The organism is Mesorhizobium waimense, from assembly GCF_003601975.1.
GTDB classification, from domain to species: Bacteria; Pseudomonadota; Alphaproteobacteria; order Rhizobiales; family Rhizobiaceae; genus Mesorhizobium; species Mesorhizobium waimense.
Genome location: NZ_QZWZ01000014.1, coordinates 80,560 through 97,917, shown reverse-complemented (window position 1 = coordinate 97,917; position 17,358 = coordinate 80,560). Strand labels below are relative to the sequence as shown.

17 protein-coding genes are annotated in these 17,358 nt (G+C 64.3%); 7 read left to right on the top strand and 10 right to left on the bottom strand.

Translation table 11 applies throughout. The features are described 5' to 3' along the window. Positions 1-3: 3 nt before the first annotated feature. From D3227_RS19000 to D3227_RS18980, 5 genes are all read right to left on the bottom strand, one after another. Positions 4-1,305: an MFS transporter gene (locus D3227_RS19000; RefSeq protein WP_120015851.1), complete on the bottom strand. Its 1,302-nt coding sequence runs from the start codon at positions 1,303-1,305 to the stop codon at positions 4-6. A 57-nt stretch (positions 1,306-1,362) separates the two neighbouring features. Continuing rightward, complete coding sequence (locus tag D3227_RS18995) at positions 1,363-1,560, bottom strand: hypothetical protein (protein ID WP_120015850.1); 198 nt, start codon at positions 1,558-1,560, stop codon at positions 1,363-1,365. Positions 1,561-1,964: 404 nt separating this feature from the next. Continuing rightward, positions 1,965-2,762 carry an ABC transporter ATP-binding protein gene (locus D3227_RS18990; protein WP_120015849.1) on the bottom strand — a complete coding sequence of 266 codons (798 nt, stop codon included), beginning with the start codon at positions 2,760-2,762 and terminating at the stop codon, positions 1,965-1,967. 10 nt (positions 2,763-2,772) lie between these two features. Further along, positions 2,773-3,669 (bottom strand): nitrate ABC transporter permease, encoded by an 897-nt coding sequence (gene ntrB, locus D3227_RS18985; RefSeq protein ID WP_120015848.1) that lies wholly within the window; start codon positions 3,667-3,669, stop codon positions 2,773-2,775. A gap of 131 nt (positions 3,670-3,800) precedes the next feature. Next, positions 3,801-5,117, bottom strand: a complete 1,317-nt coding sequence (locus tag D3227_RS18980) for a CmpA/NrtA family ABC transporter substrate-binding protein (RefSeq protein ID WP_120015927.1) — start codon at positions 5,115-5,117, stop codon at positions 3,801-3,803. Here D3227_RS18980 and D3227_RS43770 point away from each other — a divergent pair. Beyond that, entirely contained in the window at positions 5,104-5,232 is a 129-nt protein-coding gene (locus tag D3227_RS43770; RefSeq protein WP_281034918.1) for a hypothetical protein, read from the top strand. The two genes, D3227_RS18980 and D3227_RS43770, sit on opposite strands and share 14 nt — an antisense overlap. Positions 5,233-5,476: 244 nt before the next feature. On the opposite strand, the gene D3227_RS18975 is transcribed toward D3227_RS43770, so the two are convergent. The 3 genes from D3227_RS18975 to D3227_RS18965 form a co-directional block, all read right to left on the bottom strand. After that, positions 5,477-6,715: a CmpA/NrtA family ABC transporter substrate-binding protein gene (locus D3227_RS18975; protein ID WP_167480752.1), complete on the bottom strand. Its 1,239-nt coding sequence runs from the start codon at positions 6,713-6,715 to the stop codon at positions 5,477-5,479. A 2-nt stretch (positions 6,716-6,717) separates the two neighbouring features. Then, entirely contained in the window at positions 6,718-7,320 is a 603-nt protein-coding gene (locus D3227_RS18970; RefSeq protein WP_120015846.1) for an ANTAR domain-containing response regulator, read from the bottom strand. 221 nt (positions 7,321-7,541) lie between these two features. After that, positions 7,542-8,009, bottom strand: coding sequence for a GNAT family N-acetyltransferase (locus D3227_RS18965; RefSeq protein ID WP_120015845.1), 468 nt, complete (start codon positions 8,007-8,009; stop codon positions 7,542-7,544). A gap of 364 nt (positions 8,010-8,373) precedes the next feature. Here D3227_RS18965 and D3227_RS18960 point away from each other — a divergent pair, with 364 nt between their 5' ends. After that, on the top strand, positions 8,374-9,426 hold the full coding sequence (locus D3227_RS18960; RefSeq protein ID WP_120015844.1) for a YeiH family protein: 1,053 nt from the start codon (positions 8,374-8,376) through the stop codon (positions 9,424-9,426). On the opposite strand, the gene D3227_RS18955 is transcribed toward D3227_RS18960, so the two are convergent. Further along, on the bottom strand, positions 9,423-9,920 hold the full coding sequence (locus tag D3227_RS18955) for a GAF domain-containing protein (protein ID WP_120015842.1): 498 nt from the start codon (positions 9,918-9,920) through the stop codon (positions 9,423-9,425). The two genes, D3227_RS18960 and D3227_RS18955, sit on opposite strands and share 4 nt — an antisense overlap. A 186-nt stretch (positions 9,921-10,106) precedes the next feature. On the opposite strand from D3227_RS18955, the gene D3227_RS18950 reads away from it, so the two are divergent. From D3227_RS18950 to D3227_RS18930, 5 genes are all read left to right on the top strand, one after another. Continuing rightward, positions 10,107-11,003, top strand: a complete 897-nt coding sequence (locus D3227_RS18950; protein WP_245451798.1) for a GlxA family transcriptional regulator — start codon at positions 10,107-10,109, stop codon at positions 11,001-11,003. Between the two features lie 85 nt (positions 11,004-11,088). Next, a complete protein-coding gene (locus D3227_RS18945; protein WP_120015838.1) occupies positions 11,089-12,393 on the top strand; it encodes a M24 family metallopeptidase in 1,305 nt (434 codons plus the stop codon). Positions 12,394-12,661: 268 nt separating this feature from the next. Next, positions 12,662-13,339 (top strand): isochorismatase family protein, encoded by a 678-nt coding sequence (locus tag D3227_RS18940; RefSeq protein WP_120015836.1) that lies wholly within the window; start codon positions 12,662-12,664, stop codon positions 13,337-13,339. Positions 13,340-13,356: 17 nt separating this feature from the next. Continuing rightward, positions 13,357-14,334: an alpha/beta hydrolase gene (locus D3227_RS18935; protein WP_425374523.1), complete on the top strand. Its 978-nt coding sequence runs from the start codon at positions 13,357-13,359 to the stop codon at positions 14,332-14,334. Positions 14,335-14,575: 241 nt separating this feature from the next. Continuing rightward, complete coding sequence (locus D3227_RS18930) at positions 14,576-16,216, top strand: ABC transporter substrate-binding protein (protein ID WP_120015833.1); 1,641 nt, start codon at positions 14,576-14,578, stop codon at positions 16,214-16,216. A gap of 44 nt (positions 16,217-16,260) precedes the next feature. Here the strand turns inward: D3227_RS18930 and D3227_RS18925 are convergent, their stop codons facing one another. Beyond that, entirely contained in the window at positions 16,261-17,349 is a 1,089-nt protein-coding gene (locus tag D3227_RS18925) for a LacI family DNA-binding transcriptional regulator (protein WP_120015831.1), read from the bottom strand. Positions 17,350-17,358 lie beyond the last annotated feature (9 nt).

Sequence of the window (17,358 nt, the reverse complement as noted above, 5' to 3'; positions counted from 1 at the left end):
GTGTCACTCAGCCGCGTAGGAAAGGGCTGAAGTTTCGGCAGATGCCGCGCGCTCCATCCGCCGGATGGAGACGTGCATCCAGGCAAAGCAGGTGGCGACGATGACGAAGAGCAGCATGAAGCAGCTCGACCATACGCCCGTGAGATCGTTCAGGGCGCCGAAAGCGATCGGCAAGACAAAGCCGCCGAGCCCGCCGATCATGCCGACAACGCCGCCGACCGCGCCGACGCTGCCCGGATAATAGGCCGGAATGTGTTTGTAGACGGCGGCCTTGCCCAGGCTCATGAAGAAGCCGAGTATCGAGGCGACGGCGATGAAGGCGACCGGCCCGATGGCGAAGTGGAAGGCGATCGGCCCGCTGATGCCATGCACGACGTAGTCGGCCGACGGCAGCGACAGGATCAGCGTGGCGACGGACGACACGGCGAAGGTCCAGTAGAGCACGGTGCGGGCGCCTATGCGGTCGGAGAGCACGCCGCCATAGGCGCGGAAGATGCTTGCCGGGATCGAATAGGCAGCGCCGATCATGCCGGCTGTCGCCAGCCCGAAGCCGTAGACGCCGATCAGGTAGCGCGGCAACCATAGCGACAGCGCGACGAACGCACCGAAGGCGAAGAAATAGTAGAAGGCGAAGCGCCAGACCTGCAGGTTCTTGAGCGGCGCGAATTCCTGCCCGAAGCTTCTCGCGGGCGCCGCCTTGCCGGCGCGGCGCTCACGGATGACCGGATCGTCGCTGGTAGTGAACCAGAAGGCGACGGCCATGACGACGAGTGCCGCCGCCCAGATCAGCGCGACCGACTGCCAGCCCCAGGAGAGAAGCACGAACGGCGCCAGGAACTTGGTGACCGCGGCCCCGACATTGCCGACACCGAAAATGCCAAGCGCCGTCCCCTGCTTGCCGGCGGGGAAGAAGCGCGAGACATAGGCGACGCCGACGGCGAAGGAGCCACCGGCGAGCCCGACGCCGAGCGCGGCGACCAGCATTTGCCCGTAGGTGTGCGCAAAAGCGAGCAGGAAGGTCGCGACCGCCGCCGCAAGCATGGTCGCGGTGTAGACCAGCCGTCCGCCAAAACGGTCGGTCCAGACGCCGAGCACCATGCGCACGAGCGAGCCGGTGAGGATCGGCGTGCCGACGAGCAGGCCGAACTCCGTCTCGTTCAGCCCAAGCTCCTGCTTTATGCGCACGCCGATGATTGAAAAGATCGTCCACACCGCGAAGCAGACAGTAAAGGCGATGGTGGACATCATGAGCGCCTGCCTGGGGGCACTATCCTGGCTGGGCGCGGCTGGGAGGTTTGCGGTCATTTCAGGCTCCGGTTTGCGGCGTGGGAGGCACCGCCCTTGTCTGTTCGTTCGCAATTGTCAGCGGCGCAGCATCGGCGAGCTGGTTGAAACCGAGCTTTGCGTGGTCACTTCGGGACCCCTGCCGTCAGTCTTGGCGCCTGCGGGAAAGAGGAGGAGCGCGGCGGTGAATAGCGCCGCCGTCAGCGCGCTGCTGGCCAGAAAATCGCGACGCGTGAAGTCCGCGAGGGACGCGCCAGTTCCGATCCGTTTCGTCATCGTCGTCTCCGGTTGGGCGCCGCTTGGGACCAGCGCCGTCGATTGGGTGATCGGTCAAAACAAAAAAGCTGCCGGCCAGGCCGCGCGCGTCCGTCCATCCGGGATCGCGTGTTGACCTGAGCGGCAGCTTTGCCTGTGGCGCCCGCCATTGGACGCTGTGTCTCTTGGCCCGTGCGGACCTGTATTCTTAAAAGCAGGAAGCGTGCCAATTCGACAGCGCTCTATATTATCCAATAAAATCAAAGTGAAACCGCAGCCGCGCGACTTTTGACCAAGCCCGGCAGCGGATCAAAGATTAGTCAGAATGCTTGCACAGCAGCATAATATTTGTGCAATGCGGTAGATTGCCCATTGCCGATGCAGGTTGCCCTTTGCCTTTGATGACGCGTTTTTCGGTCATGGCCTTACTCCGCGGCTTCGACGAAGCGGTGGCGTTCGTAGAGGAACTTCAACACCGCCTCGCGACAGCGCAGGAAGGTGCGGTCGGAAGAGAGTTCGACGCGGCGGCGCGGTCGTGCGAGCGGCACGGCAAGCACCTCGCCGACGGTCGCCGCCGGACCGTTGGTCATCATGACGATGCGGTCGGAGAGCAGCACCGCCTCATCGACATCATGGGTGATCATGATCGTCGTCGAGCCAAGCCTGGAATGGATATCCATCACCGCGTCCTGCAGATGTGCGCGGGTCAGCGCGTCGAGCGCGCCGAACGGTTCGTCGAGCAGCAGGATCTTCGGTTCCATGGCGAGCGCACGCGCAATGCCGACACGCTGCTTCATGCCACCGGAAATCTCGGCCGGGCGCTTGTCCCTGGCATGCGCCATCTGCACGAGGTCGAGATTGCGCATGATCCAGTCATGCCGCTCGGCCCTCGTTTTGGTCGAACCGAACACCTTCGACACCGCCAGGTTGATGTTCTCGTAGACGGTGAGCCACGGCAAAAGGCTATGGTTCTGGAACACCACGGCGCGCTCCGGTCCGGGGCTGTCGACCTCCTTGTCCTCGAGCAGCACGGCGCCGGCGGAGACCTTGGTCAGCCCGGCGATCAGGTTGAGCAAGGTCGACTTGCCGCAGCCGGAATGGCCGATGATGGAGACGAATTCGCCCTTGTCGATGGTCAGTCTTATGTCCTTCAGCACCTCGCTGACCTGGCCGCCGCGGGCAAAGGATTTGTCGATATGGTCGAGTTTCAGATAGGCCGTCATCGCCCTCTCCTCACTTTGCCGTTGTGCCGCGGGTGACGAACGCGCCGACCGCCGCGACCAGGCGGTCGAGGCAGAAGCCGGTGACGCCGATATAGGCGAGCGCGACGATGATGTCGGGCAGCCGCGACGAGTTCCATGCGTCCCAGATGAAGAAGCCGATGCCGACGCCGCCGGTCAGCATCTCGGCGGCGACGATGGCGAGCCAGGACAGGCCGATGCCGATCCTGAGACCCGTGAAGATGTAGGGGGCTGCCGCCGGCACCATGATCTTGATGAAGAACTCGATCTGGTTGAGCCTGAGGATGCGGGCGACGTTGCGGTAGTCCTCAGGAATGTTGCGGACGCCGACGGCGGTGTTGATGATCACCGGCCAGATCGAGGTGATGAAGATGACGAAGATCGCCGACGGGCTGGAATCGCGGAACGCGGCGAGCGACAGTGGCAGCCAGGCGAGCGGCGGCACGGTGCGCAGGATCTGGAACACCGGGTCGAGACCGCGCATCGCCCAGACCGACTGGCCGACCAGCGCACCGAGCGCCACACCGACGATGGCCGCCAGGCCGAAGCCGATAGCGACCCGCTGCAGGGAGATCAGCACCCGCCAGGCGAGCCCGATATCCTGCGGACCGTTGTCGAAGAACGGATGCGCGATCAGGTCGTAGGCCTCGTTCCACACCTGGCTCGGCGGCGGCAGGCTGGCCGTCGGCGACGAGCAGGCGACCTGCCAGACGACGAGCAAAAGCACTATGACGACGGCCGGCGGCAGCAGCGTGCTGGCCAGTTTGCTCACGATCGCGAGCGGGTCGAAGCGACGCCGCGCCTTGGGGGCGAAAGCAATCACCTTCGACGGCTCGGACGGCGCGGGAAACGCCTTCACCTTGGTGTCCTCGATGGCTTGGATGGACATGTCTTCGCAAAACTCCGTGGTCGGATCTGGCGACAAGCGGCGGTGACGCCGCTTGCGCCTCGGTTGGTGCTGGCGACAACGGCGCAAGCGCCGTTGCGCCTCAGACAAACGGCGCTTTGCGCCGTTTGCGCTTAAGCCGATGCCTTGATCTTCAGGCTGTCGAGATAGGCCGACGGGTTGGCCGGATCGAAGGTCTTGCCGTCGAAGAAGGTCTCGACACCGCGCGACGAGGAGGCCGGTATGTCGCTTGCCGCGACACCGAGATCCTTGGCCGCCTCGCGCCACAAATCCTCGCGGTTGACCTGATCGACCAGCGCCTTGATGTCGGTGGTCGGCGCGAACTTGCCCCAGCGGATGTTCTCGGCCAGGAACCAGGCATCGTGGCTCTTGAATGGATAGGACACGCCGTCCTTCCAGAACTTCATGTAGAGGTCGGTGCCGCTGGCGACGCGGCCATTGCCGTAGTTGATGTCGCCCTTGAGACGGCCGATGATGTCGGCGGTCGGAACGTTCATCCATTGCCGCTTGCCGATGATGGCGGCCATCTCCTCCTTGTTCTCCTTGGCCTCGCACCATTGCTGGGCTTCCATGACGGCCATCAGGATCGCCTTGGTGGCGTTCGGGTTCTTCTCGATGAAGGCGGCGCGCAGCCCGAGTGCCTTTTCGGGATGGCCCTTCCACAATTCGCCCGTGGTGGCGGCGGTGAAGCCGACGCCCTGATGGACGAGTTGCTCGTTCCACGGCTCGCCGACGCAGAACACGTCCATGTTGCCGACCTTCATGTTGGCCACCATCTGCGGCGGCGGCACGACGATGGTCGAGACGTCCTTGTCGGGGTCGATGCCGCCGGCGGCCAGCCAGTAGCGCAGCCACAGGTCATGCGTGCCGCCCGGGAAGGTCATGGCGGCTTTCACCTCCTTGCCCTCGGCCTTCTTGGCGGCGAAGGCGTCCTTCAACTTGGAGGCGTCGAGGCCGACGCCGGTCGCGGCATATTCCTGCGCGACCGAGATCCCTTGGCAGTCGTAGTTGAGCCGCGCCACGATCGCCATCGGCAGCGGCTGGTTGTTCTGCGTCACCTTGCCGGTGTGCATGAGGTAAGGCATCGGCGTCAGGATGTGGGCGCCGTCGATGCCGTTGGCCTCGCCGCCGAGCATCAGATTGTCGCGCGTCGCACCCCAGGAGGCCTGCTTCAGCACCTCGACATCGGGCATGCCGAACTTGGCGAACAGGCCCTTTTCCTTGGCGATCATCAGCGGGGCGGCATCGGTCAACGCGATGAAGCCGAGCTTGGCGCCGGTCACTTCCGGAGCGGCCGGCGCCGCATAGGCGCCGGAGGGCAGCAGCGCACGCGCAGCCGCCAGGGTTGCCGCGGTGGCAACACTTGCCATCAGGAAATTGCGGCGGGTCATGTCCTCGAGAGGGGCTTCAGTCTTGATGCGTTTCGTCATCGTCATCTCCGGTTGGGCGCGGCTTGGGATCCGCGTCGTCGATTGCGTGTTCGGTCAAAACAAAAAAGCCGCCGGCCAGGCCGCGCGCGTCCGTCCATCCGGGATCGCGTGTTGACCTGAGCGGCAGCTTTGCCTGTAGCGCCCGCCATTGGACGCCTGTTCCGTGACCCCGAGAAGAGTCTGCTTATTGCAATGCAGGAACCGTGCCAGTTTCGGAATGGATGACAAACATCAATGATATCAATGATATGCCACATTGGTCGGCGCGCCCGCCCGCAGGGCGAGCAAGCCAAAGATTGTTCATTAGCGCAATTGCACGCACAATTTTTGTGCAATGCACAAGAATGGCGCGGAAATGATCAGGCTTCAGCGCGGGCCGATTTCTGGCCGGCAATGTAGGCGTCGATCTCGTCGGGATCGAAGATCTGGCCGTCGAAGAAACCATCGGGACCGAGCACCAGGCTTGCCCCCGCCGAACCGACCGGAGTCGCGGCCTTCAGCGCGCCCTCGACCTTGGCATTGGCACCGGGAAGCGCCACGCCCTGCGGTTTCAGTGCCAAGCGGTAGAGGTCCGGCCGGTAGCAATCGCGGGCGATGGCCAAGTTCTGGGGCGTATGCGCCACATGCCCCCAGCGCACCATCTGCGTGTAGAACCACAGCGCATGGCTCTTCCAGGGGAAATTCGCCGCCTTGTCGAAAGGCACGAAGAAGTCGTCGATCGACCGCTCGGCGCCGCCGCCCAGACTGAGACTTCCGGTCAGGATCGGCATCTGCACCGCCGGCGGCAGGCCGAGAAAGCCGGGCTGCGCCATCAGCGCGGCCAGTTCGGCGTGGTTCGCCGCGTCCTGGCACCAGCGGGCCGAATGATGCAGCGCGCGCAGCAGGGCCGCCAGCGCATCCGGGTTCTCCTCAGCCCACGCCTTGCGCACGCCGACCACCTTCTCCGGGCTGTTGCGCCACAGCAGCGCCTTGACGGTGACGATGTGGCCGGTGCCGGCGGCGACGGAGGCGCTGTTCCAGGGTTCGCCGACGCAATAGCCGTCGATACGGCCGGCGGCCAGCGCGTCGGCCATGAAAGGCGGCGGCACGATGACGATCTCGATGTCTTGGGTCGGATCGATACCGCAGGCGGCGAGCCAGTAACGAAGTTCGTAATTGTGCCCGGAATGCGGATGCACGACCGCGAAGCGCAGCGGATCGCGGCCGGCCCCTGCCCGCTCGCGGATCAGCGCGCGCAGCGCTGCACCGGCGCGCGCCGGATCGAGGTCAGGCACCGCACCATGCGCCGCCATGCCGGCCCAGACGGCGTTGGAGACGGTAACGCAGTTGCCGCCCAAACCCAGCGAGAACGGCACGATGGTCTCGGAAGCGAGCGGCGTCAGGCCGAGATTGCAGGCAAGTGGCATCGGCCCCAGCATATGTGCGAGATGGAAATGGCCGATGGCGATGCGGTCGCGGATGTTGGCCCAGGAGGTCTCGCGGTGGAGGGTGAGCTCGATTCCCTCGCGCGCGGCAAAACCCATCTCGCCGGCCGCGACCAGCACGGCGCTGTCGAAGAGCGGCATGAAGCCGGCGGTGATCTGATATGTCGCGGCCATGCCTATTCGTCCTCCGACGGCCCGAGCAGTCCGGCGGCGGTCACCAGGCTCTGGGCGATGTCGCTGATCTTGCGGTTCTGGTTCATCGCCGTCTTGCGCAGCAGCGTGTAGGCCGCCTCCTCGCTCAAGCCCCGCGACTTCATCAAAATGCCCTTGGCGCGGTCGATGACCTTGCGGCTCTCCAGCTCGCTACGCGCCTCCTCCAGCTCGCGCGCCATGCGCGAGAAGGCGTTGAAGCGGCTGACCGCCATGTCGAGGATCGGCTTGACGCGCTCCTGCCTCAAACCATCGACGACATAGGCCGACACACCGGCATCGACCGCCGCCTCGATCGAGGCCTGGTCGGAGCGGTCGACAAACATGGCGATCGGCCGCTTCACCGCGCGCGACAGCTGGAACATGTTCTCCAGCATGTCGCGGTTGGGGTTTTCGAGATCGATGACGATGACATCGGGCTCGATCTCGGCGATGCGCCGCGCAATGCCGGTGACATCATGGATGACAGTGACCCGCTCGTGCCCGGCCTCGCGCAAGCCCGCCTCGATGATCGAGGCACGGATGCGGTTTTCGTCGATCACCAGAACGGCGAGTGAGGAGCGGACCATGCCGGTATTTTGCCGATGCGAGGGAATTGTGCAATGCGGGATGGGGGGCAGCATGCCTTGCTCGGGCTATAAGGGCGGATGCTGGAAATGGACAGCGATGATTTTGTGCCGGTCGGGAGCCAACGGCGGCTAGGCAGGTGTGCGCGGCGAGTGCCTTGAGTGGTTCTAGGAAGCGCTGGGGCCGAAGAGCGGCAACGGTCCGGCATTTCCGGCCGCCTGCATCACCCTGCCAATCGTTTGCTCATATAGACGGTCATCCCGTTCATGAATTCCTCTTCCCGGTCCACGGTATAGCCGTGCTTGCGATAGAGCAACACGTTGGCTTCGAACGCGCCATTGGTCAGCAGGCGGAGTTCGGCGCAACCGGCTTCGACGGCCTTGTGCTCGGCGCTGTCGAGCAGCAGCCGGCCAATGCCCCTGCCCTGCGCCTGCGGCGCGACCGCGACATTCTCGATCCAGATATGATCGTCATGCCGCATGGTTTCGATCAGGCCGACGATCTCGTCCTTCTCGACGGCAAGGTCGAACTGATGCTCGCGGACGGCCTTGTCGTAGTCGGCCCGCATCGGCAAGGGCTCACGACCGATCACCGGCACCCATCTGGCATAGGCGGCGCGCACGATGTCCCTGATGGCGGCGGCATCCGCCGGCTCGGCCGGCCGAAATTGGATGGTAGGATCAAATGTCATTCAAGTGCTCCAAATGCAAAAAAACCCGCCGATCCGTTTTGGATGGGCGGGGCTGGGGACGAACAGACCGGATCGTCGACTAGCCGGCCTTTATCTTCGCGCAATCAGCTTGCCGCTCGTGAGAACGGCGGCATCGCTTCGAGTTTGCGGGAATGGCGAACATGGCGGCAAGCTGGAGCAGAAACGGCGAAGCGTCAAGCCGCCCGCCGGCGCGGATAGAGGCGGTTGCACGGCTCTATCTGCGCAGGCCGATTCGACCGTCTCGCAATCGTTCTGAAAAATCGATCATTGTGATACGAATAATTCGTTGGAAAGATCGGTAGCGGAATGGCATTCCCTTGGAGAACGTGCATGGAGAATTTCCTTGTCTTTCCTGTCGACCACCGCGAACGATCTTCCAAACGGAGCCGCCGTCGAAACGCGTACAGGCGCGGCGGCAGTCAATTGGGCCGGCGCGGTGCCCGGCATCGTCCTGGTGGCGATGATCACCAGCGTCGCCTACTCGGCCCGCAACGTTTCCGGCTTTGCGCTGTTCAGCCCGATGATCCTCGCCGTGGTCGCCGGCATGATCTATTCCAACGTGCTGGGCACGCCGGCGCATGCCAAGGCCGGCATCGCCTTCTCGCAGCGCCGGCTGCTGCGCTTCGCCATCGTGCTGCTCGGCTTCCAGCTGACGCTCGGCCAGGTGGCGGCGATCGGCGCCGGCGGCGTCGGCATTGTCGCGGCCACGCTTGGCGCCACCTTCGTCTTCACGGTGACCCTTGGCCGGCTGCTCGGTGTCGACCGCAAGCTGGCGCAATTGATCGCGGCCGGCACCTCGATCTGCGGCGCCTCGGCCATCGTCGCCACCAACATCGTGACGGACGCGCGCGACGAGGACGTCACCTACGCCGTTGCCGCGATCACGCTGTTCGGCACCATCGCCATGCTCGGCTTTCCGCTGCTGGCACCAGTGTTCGGCCTCGACCAGCACGCGTTCGGCCTGTGGGCGGGTGCGTCGATCCATGAGGTGGCGCAAGTGATCGGCGCTGGCTTCCAGAACGGCACGCAGGCCGGCGAAACCGCAACCGTCGCCAAGCTGACGCGCGTCGCCATGCTGGCGCCGATGGTGCTCGCGCTCGGCCTGATGGCGCGCCGCGGCAGCACCGATCCGTCGGCGGCGAAAGCCCCCATGCCGTGGTTCGTCGTGGCGTTCATAGCGGTGGTGGCGCTGAACAGCCTGGTCGCCATGCCTGCCGAAATCCATTCGGCGATCGCTTTGGCCACCCAGATCATGCTGACCATGGGTCTCGCCGCCATGGGGCTCCAGGCCGACATCTCGCAGCTTCGCTCGCGCGGCCTGCGCCCGCTGGCTCTGGCCTTCTTCGCCTTCCTGTTTGTCGGCGGCTTCAGCCTGATGCTGGTGAAGCTCGTCTAATCCTCAAAGGAATTCGCGGAGACATAGATCGAAGCGAGCTTCTCGATGCCGGCCTGATCCTCCTTGTCGAAGCGGCCAGGTGTTGGGCTATCGAGGTCGAGCACGCCAAAGACGCCGTCATTGTCCCTGAGCAGCACGACCAGTTCCGAGCGCGAATCCACATCGCAGGCGATATGGCCGGGAAAGTCGTGCACATCCTTGACCAGCATCGACATGCCCAAATCGACGGCGGTGCCGCACACGCCTTTGCCGACAGCGATACGCACGCAGGCCGGCTTGCCCTGGAACGGCCCGAGCACCAGTTCCTCGTCGGACGCCAGGAAATAGAAGCCGGCCCAATTGAGATCGGGCACCATCTGGAAGATCAGCGCGGCGGTGTTGGCAGCATTGGCGATCGAGTCGCGCTCGCCCTCCAGCAGCGCCTTCAGCTGGGTGGCGAGATCGCGGTAGAACGCGGCCTTTTCCGTGCTCTCGATGGCCTTTGCCGCAAACATGGTGTCGTGTCTCCGTTGCCAGCGTCCCGAAATGCCCGCTACAGTTCCCTGTCTGCCACCAATGTTGCGGCTGGGAAATACACAATCGTGAGTGCCACCCTCGCCAACCGAAAACGTGAGCGCGCGCAGCCGGTTGCGGCCGAAGACCCCCTCACCTTCGCCGTGCTTGTCTTCCCTGGCTTTCCGATGATGGCGTTCAGCTCGCTAATCGAGCCGCTGCGCGCCGCCAATGTGCTGGCCAAGCGCGAATGCTATCGCTGGGTGATCGTCGGCGCCGGCAAGGGGCCGGTCGAGGCCTCGAACGGCGTCGTCATCCAGCCGGGCTTTTTTGCCGGTGATGCGCCCAAAGTCGACCGCATCGTCGTCTGCTCCGGCGGCGATGCCGACCATCTCGTCGCCGACGAGGCGGTGAGCTGGATGCGCAAGAGCCTGCGCGGCGGCGCTCATATCGGCGCGGTGGCCGATGCTGCCTTCTTCCTGGCCAGAGCGGGCCTGCTCGACGGCCATGCCTGCACCTTGCACTGGACGAGCCAGGCGGCCTTCACCGAGGCGTTTCCGGACATCGAGCTGAGACGCGATCTCTACGTCATCGACCGCAAGCGTTTTACGTCGGCCGGCGGCGTCGGCAGCCTCGACATGATGCTGGAGATCATCACCCGCGACTATGGCGCCGAGCTTGCGGCCGGCGTCGCCGAATGGTTCGTGCACAGCCCGCTGCGCTCCAGCGTCGACCGCAAGCTGATGCCGCTGCGCCTGCGCACCGGCGTGCAGAACGAGCTGGTGCTGTCGGCCATCGCCATCATGGAGGATGCGGTGGAGGAGCGGCTCGGCATGGCAGAATTGGCGACAAGGCTCGGCGTTTCGCCGGACAAGCTCGAGCGCAATTTTCGCACCGAGCTCAGCATCTCGCCCAATGGCTATTATCGGCGCCTGCGGCTAAAGCGCGCCGCCGACCTGCTCGCGCATTCGACGCTGATGGTGCGCGACGTGGCTTTAGCCTGCGGTTTTGCTTCGATGTCGAGCTTTGCAAGAGCATTTCGCGAGGAGCATGGGCATGCGCCGAAGGCCGTGCGACGGCATTAGGGTGCGGCATCCGGCACGACATTTGCGGGATTCCGCACAAGCTCGATTCAACGCGCGGCTATGTTCAAGCCTTCAGGAGACACCCATGAGCATCGTCGTATTCGACCCCGACAGCACCGAAGACGTGGACTTCAAAGACCGCATGCGCCACCCGGCGGCGGCCGACCCGGCCGGCGGCATGTGGCTGTCGGACACCGAGCCGTCCTTCATCGACGCCGATGCTTTGCGCAAAGGCCGGCTGGCAAAACTGCGCGGCTGGATGCGCGAGGCCGGCTATGGTGGCGTCGTTCTGTTCGACCCCTACAACCAGCGCTATGCCACCGGCTCGCGCAACATGTTCGGCTATTTCCTGCGCAACTCGACGCGCTACTTCTTCATCCCGACCGAAGGGCCGATCGTGCTGTTCGAATATCCGCAGAGCTACCATGTCTCGATGGTGCTCGACACGATCGACGAGGCGCGGCCGTCGAAGCTCGTGTGGTCCTCGGTTTCAGGCCGCGACGATGAGACCGCGGGCCCGTTCGCCGACGAGATCGCCGAACTCCTGAAGAAGCACGGCGGCGGCTCGATGAAGCTCGGCCTCGACCGCTGCAGTCATCTGCAGGCGCTGGCGCTGGAAAAGCGCGGCTGCGAGGTCAGGGATTGCCAGGGCGAGATTCTTGCCGTGCGCGCGGTGAAGACGTCGGAGGAAGTGAAATGCCTGCAGGTATCGATGGCCGGCGCCGAAGCCGCCGTCTCCGCGGTGCGCGAGGCGATCAAGCCCGGTGTTTCCGAAAACGATCTGTTCGCCATCATGTATGGCGAGGTGATCCGGCAAGGCGGCGAGTTCATCGAAACCCGCCTGCTGACCTCGGGCCAGCGCACCAACCCGTGGTTCAACGAGGCGAGCGGCCGCAAGATCAGGCCGGGCGAACTTTTGGCGCTCGATACCGACACGATCGGCTGCTACGGCTATTATTCCGACTTCTCGCGCACCTTCCGCTGCGGGCCGGGCAGGCCGACCGACTATCAGAAATCGCTCTACCGCATGGCGCATGACCAGGTTCAGCACAACATTTCGATCGTGAAGCCCGGCATGGCTTTTCGCGAGATCGCCGAAAAGGCGTGGAAGATCCCCGAACGCTTCGTCGACCAGCGCTATACGTCGGTCATGCACGGCGTCGGCATGCATGGCGAGACGCCGTTCATCGCGCATGCCATGGACTACGAGACCTACGGCCGCGACGGCATCATCGTGCCCGGCATGGTGGTCAGCGTCGAAAGCTATATCGGTGAGAAAGGCGGCCGCGAGGGCGTCAAGCTGGAGGACGAGATCCTGATCACCGAGACCGGCACCGAGCTTCTGTCGCGCTTCCCCTATGAGGATGATTTCCTGGAGAAACAGGTTTGATTCCCGTATTCATCACCGGGCTCGATGCGGTATCGCAAACCGTCGCGAATAGGCGCAGCGCTTATGCCGTCGTCATCCTAGGGCGGAGCAAGGAGCGCAGCGACGCGGCGCAGACCATAGGATCCATGCCGCTGCGTCGGAGCGTTGCGGCGATGCCGAATTCCGTTCCATCGCATTCTTCGGGCAAGGTAACGGCATGGATTCCAGGGTCTTCGCGACGCCGCTTCGCGTCTGCTCCGCCCTGGAATGACGAAGTTCAGGAATTCGCATGAAGAGCCCTATCTCGATCAGCAGAGGCACCGTCGCGGCGGCGTTCATCGATCTCCAGGAGGAGCATCGGCAGGACAAGCGCTATCTGGTCGAAGGGTTCGGCGATATCCTCGTCAACGTCCAACGTCTGCAAGAAGCGGCGCGGCGCAATTTCGTGCCGCTCTATCACTGGGCTTACATCGTCGACCTCGCCAAGGCGCGGCCGTTCCATCCGGTGGATGTCAACGGCAAGTCGGCCTTCTCGGACAAGGACGACCCGCTCACCGCGATCTGCCCGGAAGTGGCGCCGGCTGCCGGCGAGACGATGCTGATCAAGACCGAGGCCAGCGCCTTCGGCGCAGGCTCCGCGGCGGACGACCTGAAGGCACGCGGCATCGAATGGCTGGTCGTTGCCGGCGTCTGGACCGAAGCCTGCATCGACGCCACGGTAAAGGATGCGGTGGCACTCGGCTTTCGTGTGCTGGTGGTCAAGGATGCCTGCGGCAGCGCCAGTGCCGCCATGCACCAGACCGCCATCCTCAACCTCGCCAACCGGCTCTATGGCGGCGCCGTCACCAACACCGTGGATGCCTGCAGGCTGTTGTCGGGCGACACGGTCAGCGTCTGGCAGGTCGAAGGTTCCGTGCCGCTGCGCTTCACCTATGAGAACGCGGCCGGGCTCTACGACGACCTCTGACCCGGCGTTTGGACGCGATGGGCACTGTCCACCACATGACCAGGCGCGGGAAATACGCCCGGCGACTCGATCCGGCCTTGTGGGTCTATATCGACCGGGTCAACGAGTGGTATCCGCCCGAAATCGCCGAGCTGCCGATCGCCGAGCAACGGGCGGTCTATGACGCGATGTGCCGGGCCTTCCACCAGGGCCATCCGCCGGGCGTGTCAGTCAATGACGGCCTGATCGCCGCCGCCGATCACAGCATCCCCGTCCGGCGCTACCAGCTTGCCGGCAAGGCGCCGCAGGCGACCGTTATTTACTATCAAGGCGGCGGCTTCGTGCTGGGCGGGCTCGACAGCCATGACGACATTTGCGCCGAGATCTGCGCGGAGACTGGTTTCGAGGTGCTGTCCGCCGACTACCGGCTGGCGCCGGAACATCGCCATCCCGCCGCCTTCGACGATGCGCTGGCCGTGTTCGAATGGGTTGCCGCGTCGAGCACCCTGCCGATTGTGCTTTGCGGCGAGAGCGCCGGCGGCACTCTGGCCGCAGCTGTGGCGCACGCCACGCGCCGCCACCCGCGCCACGCGGCCGGACAGGTGCTCATCTACCCCGAACTCGGCGGCGACGGGACCGGCCGTTCCCACATCGAGCACGCGGAGGCGCCACTGCTGACGCTCGGCGATATCGATTTCTATCGCCGCATCCGTTCTGCGCCGGGACAATCGCTCGACGACCCGACCTTTTCGCCGCTCAAGGACGATGATTTTTCCGGCCTGCCGCCGACATTCATCATCACCGCGGAATGCGATCCGCTATCGTCGGATGGCGAGGCCTATCGCGACCGCATCGTTGCCGCCGGCGGCTCGGCCTGGTGGCAGGAAGATCCGCGCCTCGTGCACAGTTTTCTGCGCGCCCGCAACAGCGTGCCGCGCGCCGGCGAGGCTTTCCTCGACATCCTTTCGGCCATCGCTTCCGTGACCATGCTGGGAATGAACAACGGGCCGTCCTGAAGGCCATGTCGTTGCCTCGCCGCGCTCGCAACCCGCTGCGGAACAGCGCACAAGAACTGCGGAAAAGCGAACATTTCCCTACGTCAGCCCGTCCTATCATCGCCCGAGGCAATGGCGCTCCGGTGAACCGCATCCTCCCCCGCGTCCGGCGGCAACCGGCGTCTCGGTTTTTCGTGCATGTCGTTGCCCCAAAACCGCAGCGCACTTTTGGGCGACATGGCACCAACAGGAGGGAACGACGATGAAGTTCATGTTGACCGACCGAAAGCTGCACCCGCGCGCAAAGCCGATCGCCGACGATTTCAAAAGGGGCGGCTTGAACCGGCGCGAGTACCTCGCCCTGATGGCGGGGTTCGGCGTCAGCGCCGCCGGCGCGCTGGCGCTGGGTGGGCTCAGCACCTCGCCCGCCCGGGCAGAGGAGCCGAAGCGCGGCGGCACCTTGCGCGTCGCCATGAACGTCAAGGGCTTTAAGGATCCGCGCACCTTCGACGGCGTCGAAATGTCCAACGTCGCGCGCCACTGCAACGAATATCTGGTGCGCTGGAACACCGACTTCAGCTTCGAGCCATGGCTGCTCGAAAGCTGGGAGACCAGCGACGACGCCAAGACATTGACGCTCAATGTGCGAAAGGGCATCACCTGGTCGAACGGCGACACCTTTAACGCCGACGACGTCATCCATAATCTCAACCGCTGGTGCGATGCCTCGGTCGCCGGCAATTCGGTCGCCGCGCGCATGGGCGCGCTGGTCAATGCCGACACCAAGAAGCCGGTCGATGGCGGCATCGAGAAGGTCGACGACTTCACCGTGAAACTCAATCTGCCGAAGCCCGACATATCCCTGATCGCCGGCATGGCCGACTATCCGGCGCTGATCATGCACCGCTCCTATGAGGGCGACGGCGACCCGATGAAGGCGCTGGCCATCACCACCGGCCCTTGCGAGCTGGTGAAATGGGATGCCGAGACCAGCGCCGAGGTGCGCCGCAAGGACAAGCCCTGGTGGAAGGGTGAGTTCCATCTCGACGGCATCACTTGGGTCGATTACGGCTCCGACCCCAACGCCATGCTGTCGGCCTTCGAATCCGGCGAAATCGACACCGACCACGAGACCGCCTCCGATGCCGTGTCACAGACCGAGCAGATGGGGCTCGAAAATTCCGAGATCGCCACCGGCTCGACCATCGTCGCCCGCTTCAATGTCGGCAACGCGCCCTATGACGACGTCAAGGTGCGCCGCGCCGCCCAGCTTTCCGTCGACAATGCCGCGGTGCTGAAGCTCGGCATCGATGGTCGCGGCAAGCCCGCCGACAACCACCATGTCGGCCCGATGCACCCCGAATATGCCGATATCGGTCCGGCCGTGCGCAATATCGACGAGGCGAAGAAGCTGCTCACCGAAGCCGGCAAGGCGGATCACGAGTTCGACCTCATCTCCGTCGACGTCGAATGGCAAAAAAGCACCGGTGACGCGATCGCCGCGCAAATGCGCGAGGCCGGGTTGAAGATCAAGCGCACCGTGCTGCCGGCCGCGACCTTCTGGAACGACTGGAGCAAATACCCATTCTCCTGCACGGAGTGGCTGGGACGGCCGCTTGGCGTCCAGGTGCTGGCGCTGGCCTACAAATCGGGCGCGGCCTGGAACGAGAGCGCCTATGCCGACAAGGAGTTCGACGACCTGCTGGACAAGGCGCTGGCAATGCCCGACGCCAAAGCGCGCAAGGAGATCATGGCCAAGATCGAGCAGAATTTGCGCGATGCCGGCATCATCATCCAGCCCTATTGGCGCTCGGTCTACCGCACCTACCGCAAGGGCGTGCATGGCTGCGAGCAGCACCAGTCGCTCGAGCAGCATTTCGAAAAGGTCTGGCTGGAGAGCTGATCTGTTTGACCGGGCTTCGGACGCGGCCACGAATTGTGGGCGCGTCAGGCGGTGGCCTGCGTAATGACATCCGGAACCTGTGCGACCGACATCCGCTCGATGATGGTCGTCGGCAGGATGATCCTTTCGGGCGGCCGGTCATCGCCCTTCAGCCGGCGTATCAGAAGCTCCGCCACTGATTTTCCCAGCGCATAGACCGGCTGGTCGATGACGGTGATTGGCGGCGTTGTCACACTCGTCCAGTCGGCATCGTGGAACGTGATCAGCGACATGTCCTGCGGAATGTGCAGGCCGCACTCCCGGATCGTCTTGAACAATTCGAGCGCCACGACGCTGTCCGATGCGAGAATAGCCGTCGGCCGGTCTGGGCTCTGCAGCAATCCATGCATCGCGGCCCGCGATGTCTCGGAGCGTCCGGAGCCAAAACGAATGTTGCGCTCGGCTCGCTCTATGCCGGCTTCCTGGCAGGCGTCGAGAAATCCCAGAATGCGCTCTCGCACGGTAGACGTGTTGATCCTCGACTCGCCGCCGCGAAAATCTCCCGACAACACCGCGGCGGTCATATAGGCGATCCTGGTATGCCCTGCCCGCGTCAGGATGCGGGTGGCGCGCAAGGCCGCATCCCGGTCATCGACGGTGACGGTGTCGACATCGAGATCCGGCAGCGCCCGGTCGAGCAGCGCCAGGGGACAGGCGGAGCACGCAATCTCCACGAGATGGGCGATTTCTCCGGATTGGGCGGGCGTGACGATCAGACCGTCAACCTGCTTTGCCATGAGGACGCGTATCGCATTCTTCTCAGCTTCGACCTGTTCGCCCGAATTGGCCAGGATGACGTTGATGCCCGAAAGGCGCGCCACGTCGCTGATGCCCCGCACCGCCAGCGAAAAGAACGGGTTCTCGATGTCGCCGACGACCACGCCAATGCTGCCTGAGCGTCCGGTCGTCATGCTGCGCGCCAGCTCGTTCGGACGATAGTCGAGCGCCTTCGCGGCCTCGAGCACCGCGGCGCGCACCGTCTTGCTCACCCGGCCATAGCCACCCAGCACACGCGCTGCTGTCGCTTTCGAGACCTTCGCCTGGCGGGCGACATCGCTGACGGTGATGGAAGGAGCCTTGGGTGGACGTTTCATTGTGGAAAA

Coding starts and splice junctions, on each gene's coding strand:
- D3227_RS19000 (WP_120015851.1), bottom strand. CDS start 1,305: ATGACCGCAAACCTCCCAGCCGCGCCCAGCCAGGATAGTGCCCCCAGG.
- D3227_RS18995 (WP_120015850.1), bottom strand. CDS start 1,560: ATGACGAAACGGATCGGAACTGGCGCGTCCCTCGCGGACTTCACGCGT.
- D3227_RS18990 (WP_120015849.1), bottom strand. CDS start 2,762: ATGACGGCCTATCTGAAACTCGACCATATCGACAAATCCTTTGCCCGC.
- ntrB (WP_120015848.1), bottom strand. CDS start 3,669: ATGTCCATCCAAGCCATCGAGGACACCAAGGTGAAGGCGTTTCCCGCG.
- D3227_RS43770 (WP_281034918.1), top strand. CDS start 5,104: ATGCGTTTCGTCATCGTCATCTCCGGTTGGGCGCGGCTTGGGATCCGC.
- D3227_RS18980 (WP_120015927.1), bottom strand. CDS start 5,117: ATGACGAAACGCATCAAGACTGAAGCCCCTCTCGAGGACATGACCCGC.
- D3227_RS18975 (WP_167480752.1), bottom strand. CDS start 6,715: ATGGCCGCGACATATCAGATCACCGCCGGCTTCATGCCGCTCTTCGAC.
- D3227_RS18970 (WP_120015846.1), bottom strand. CDS start 7,320: ATGGTCCGCTCCTCACTCGCCGTTCTGGTGATCGACGAAAACCGCATC.
- D3227_RS18965 (WP_120015845.1), bottom strand. CDS start 8,009: ATGACATTTGATCCTACCATCCAATTTCGGCCGGCCGAGCCGGCGGAT.
- D3227_RS18955 (WP_120015842.1), bottom strand. CDS start 9,920: ATGTTTGCGGCAAAGGCCATCGAGAGCACGGAAAAGGCCGCGTTCTAC.
- D3227_RS18950 (WP_245451798.1), top strand. CDS start 10,107: ATGATGGCGTTCAGCTCGCTAATCGAGCCGCTGCGCGCCGCCAATGTG.
- D3227_RS18945 (WP_120015838.1), top strand. CDS start 11,089: ATGAGCATCGTCGTATTCGACCCCGACAGCACCGAAGACGTGGACTTC.
- D3227_RS18940 (WP_120015836.1), top strand. CDS start 12,662: ATGAAGAGCCCTATCTCGATCAGCAGAGGCACCGTCGCGGCGGCGTTC.
- D3227_RS18935 (WP_425374523.1), top strand. CDS start 13,357: ATGGGCACTGTCCACCACATGACCAGGCGCGGGAAATACGCCCGGCGA.
- D3227_RS18930 (WP_120015833.1), top strand. CDS start 14,576: ATGAAGTTCATGTTGACCGACCGAAAGCTGCACCCGCGCGCAAAGCCG.
- D3227_RS18925 (WP_120015831.1), bottom strand. CDS start 17,349: ATGAAACGTCCACCCAAGGCTCCTTCCATCACCGTCAGCGATGTCGCC.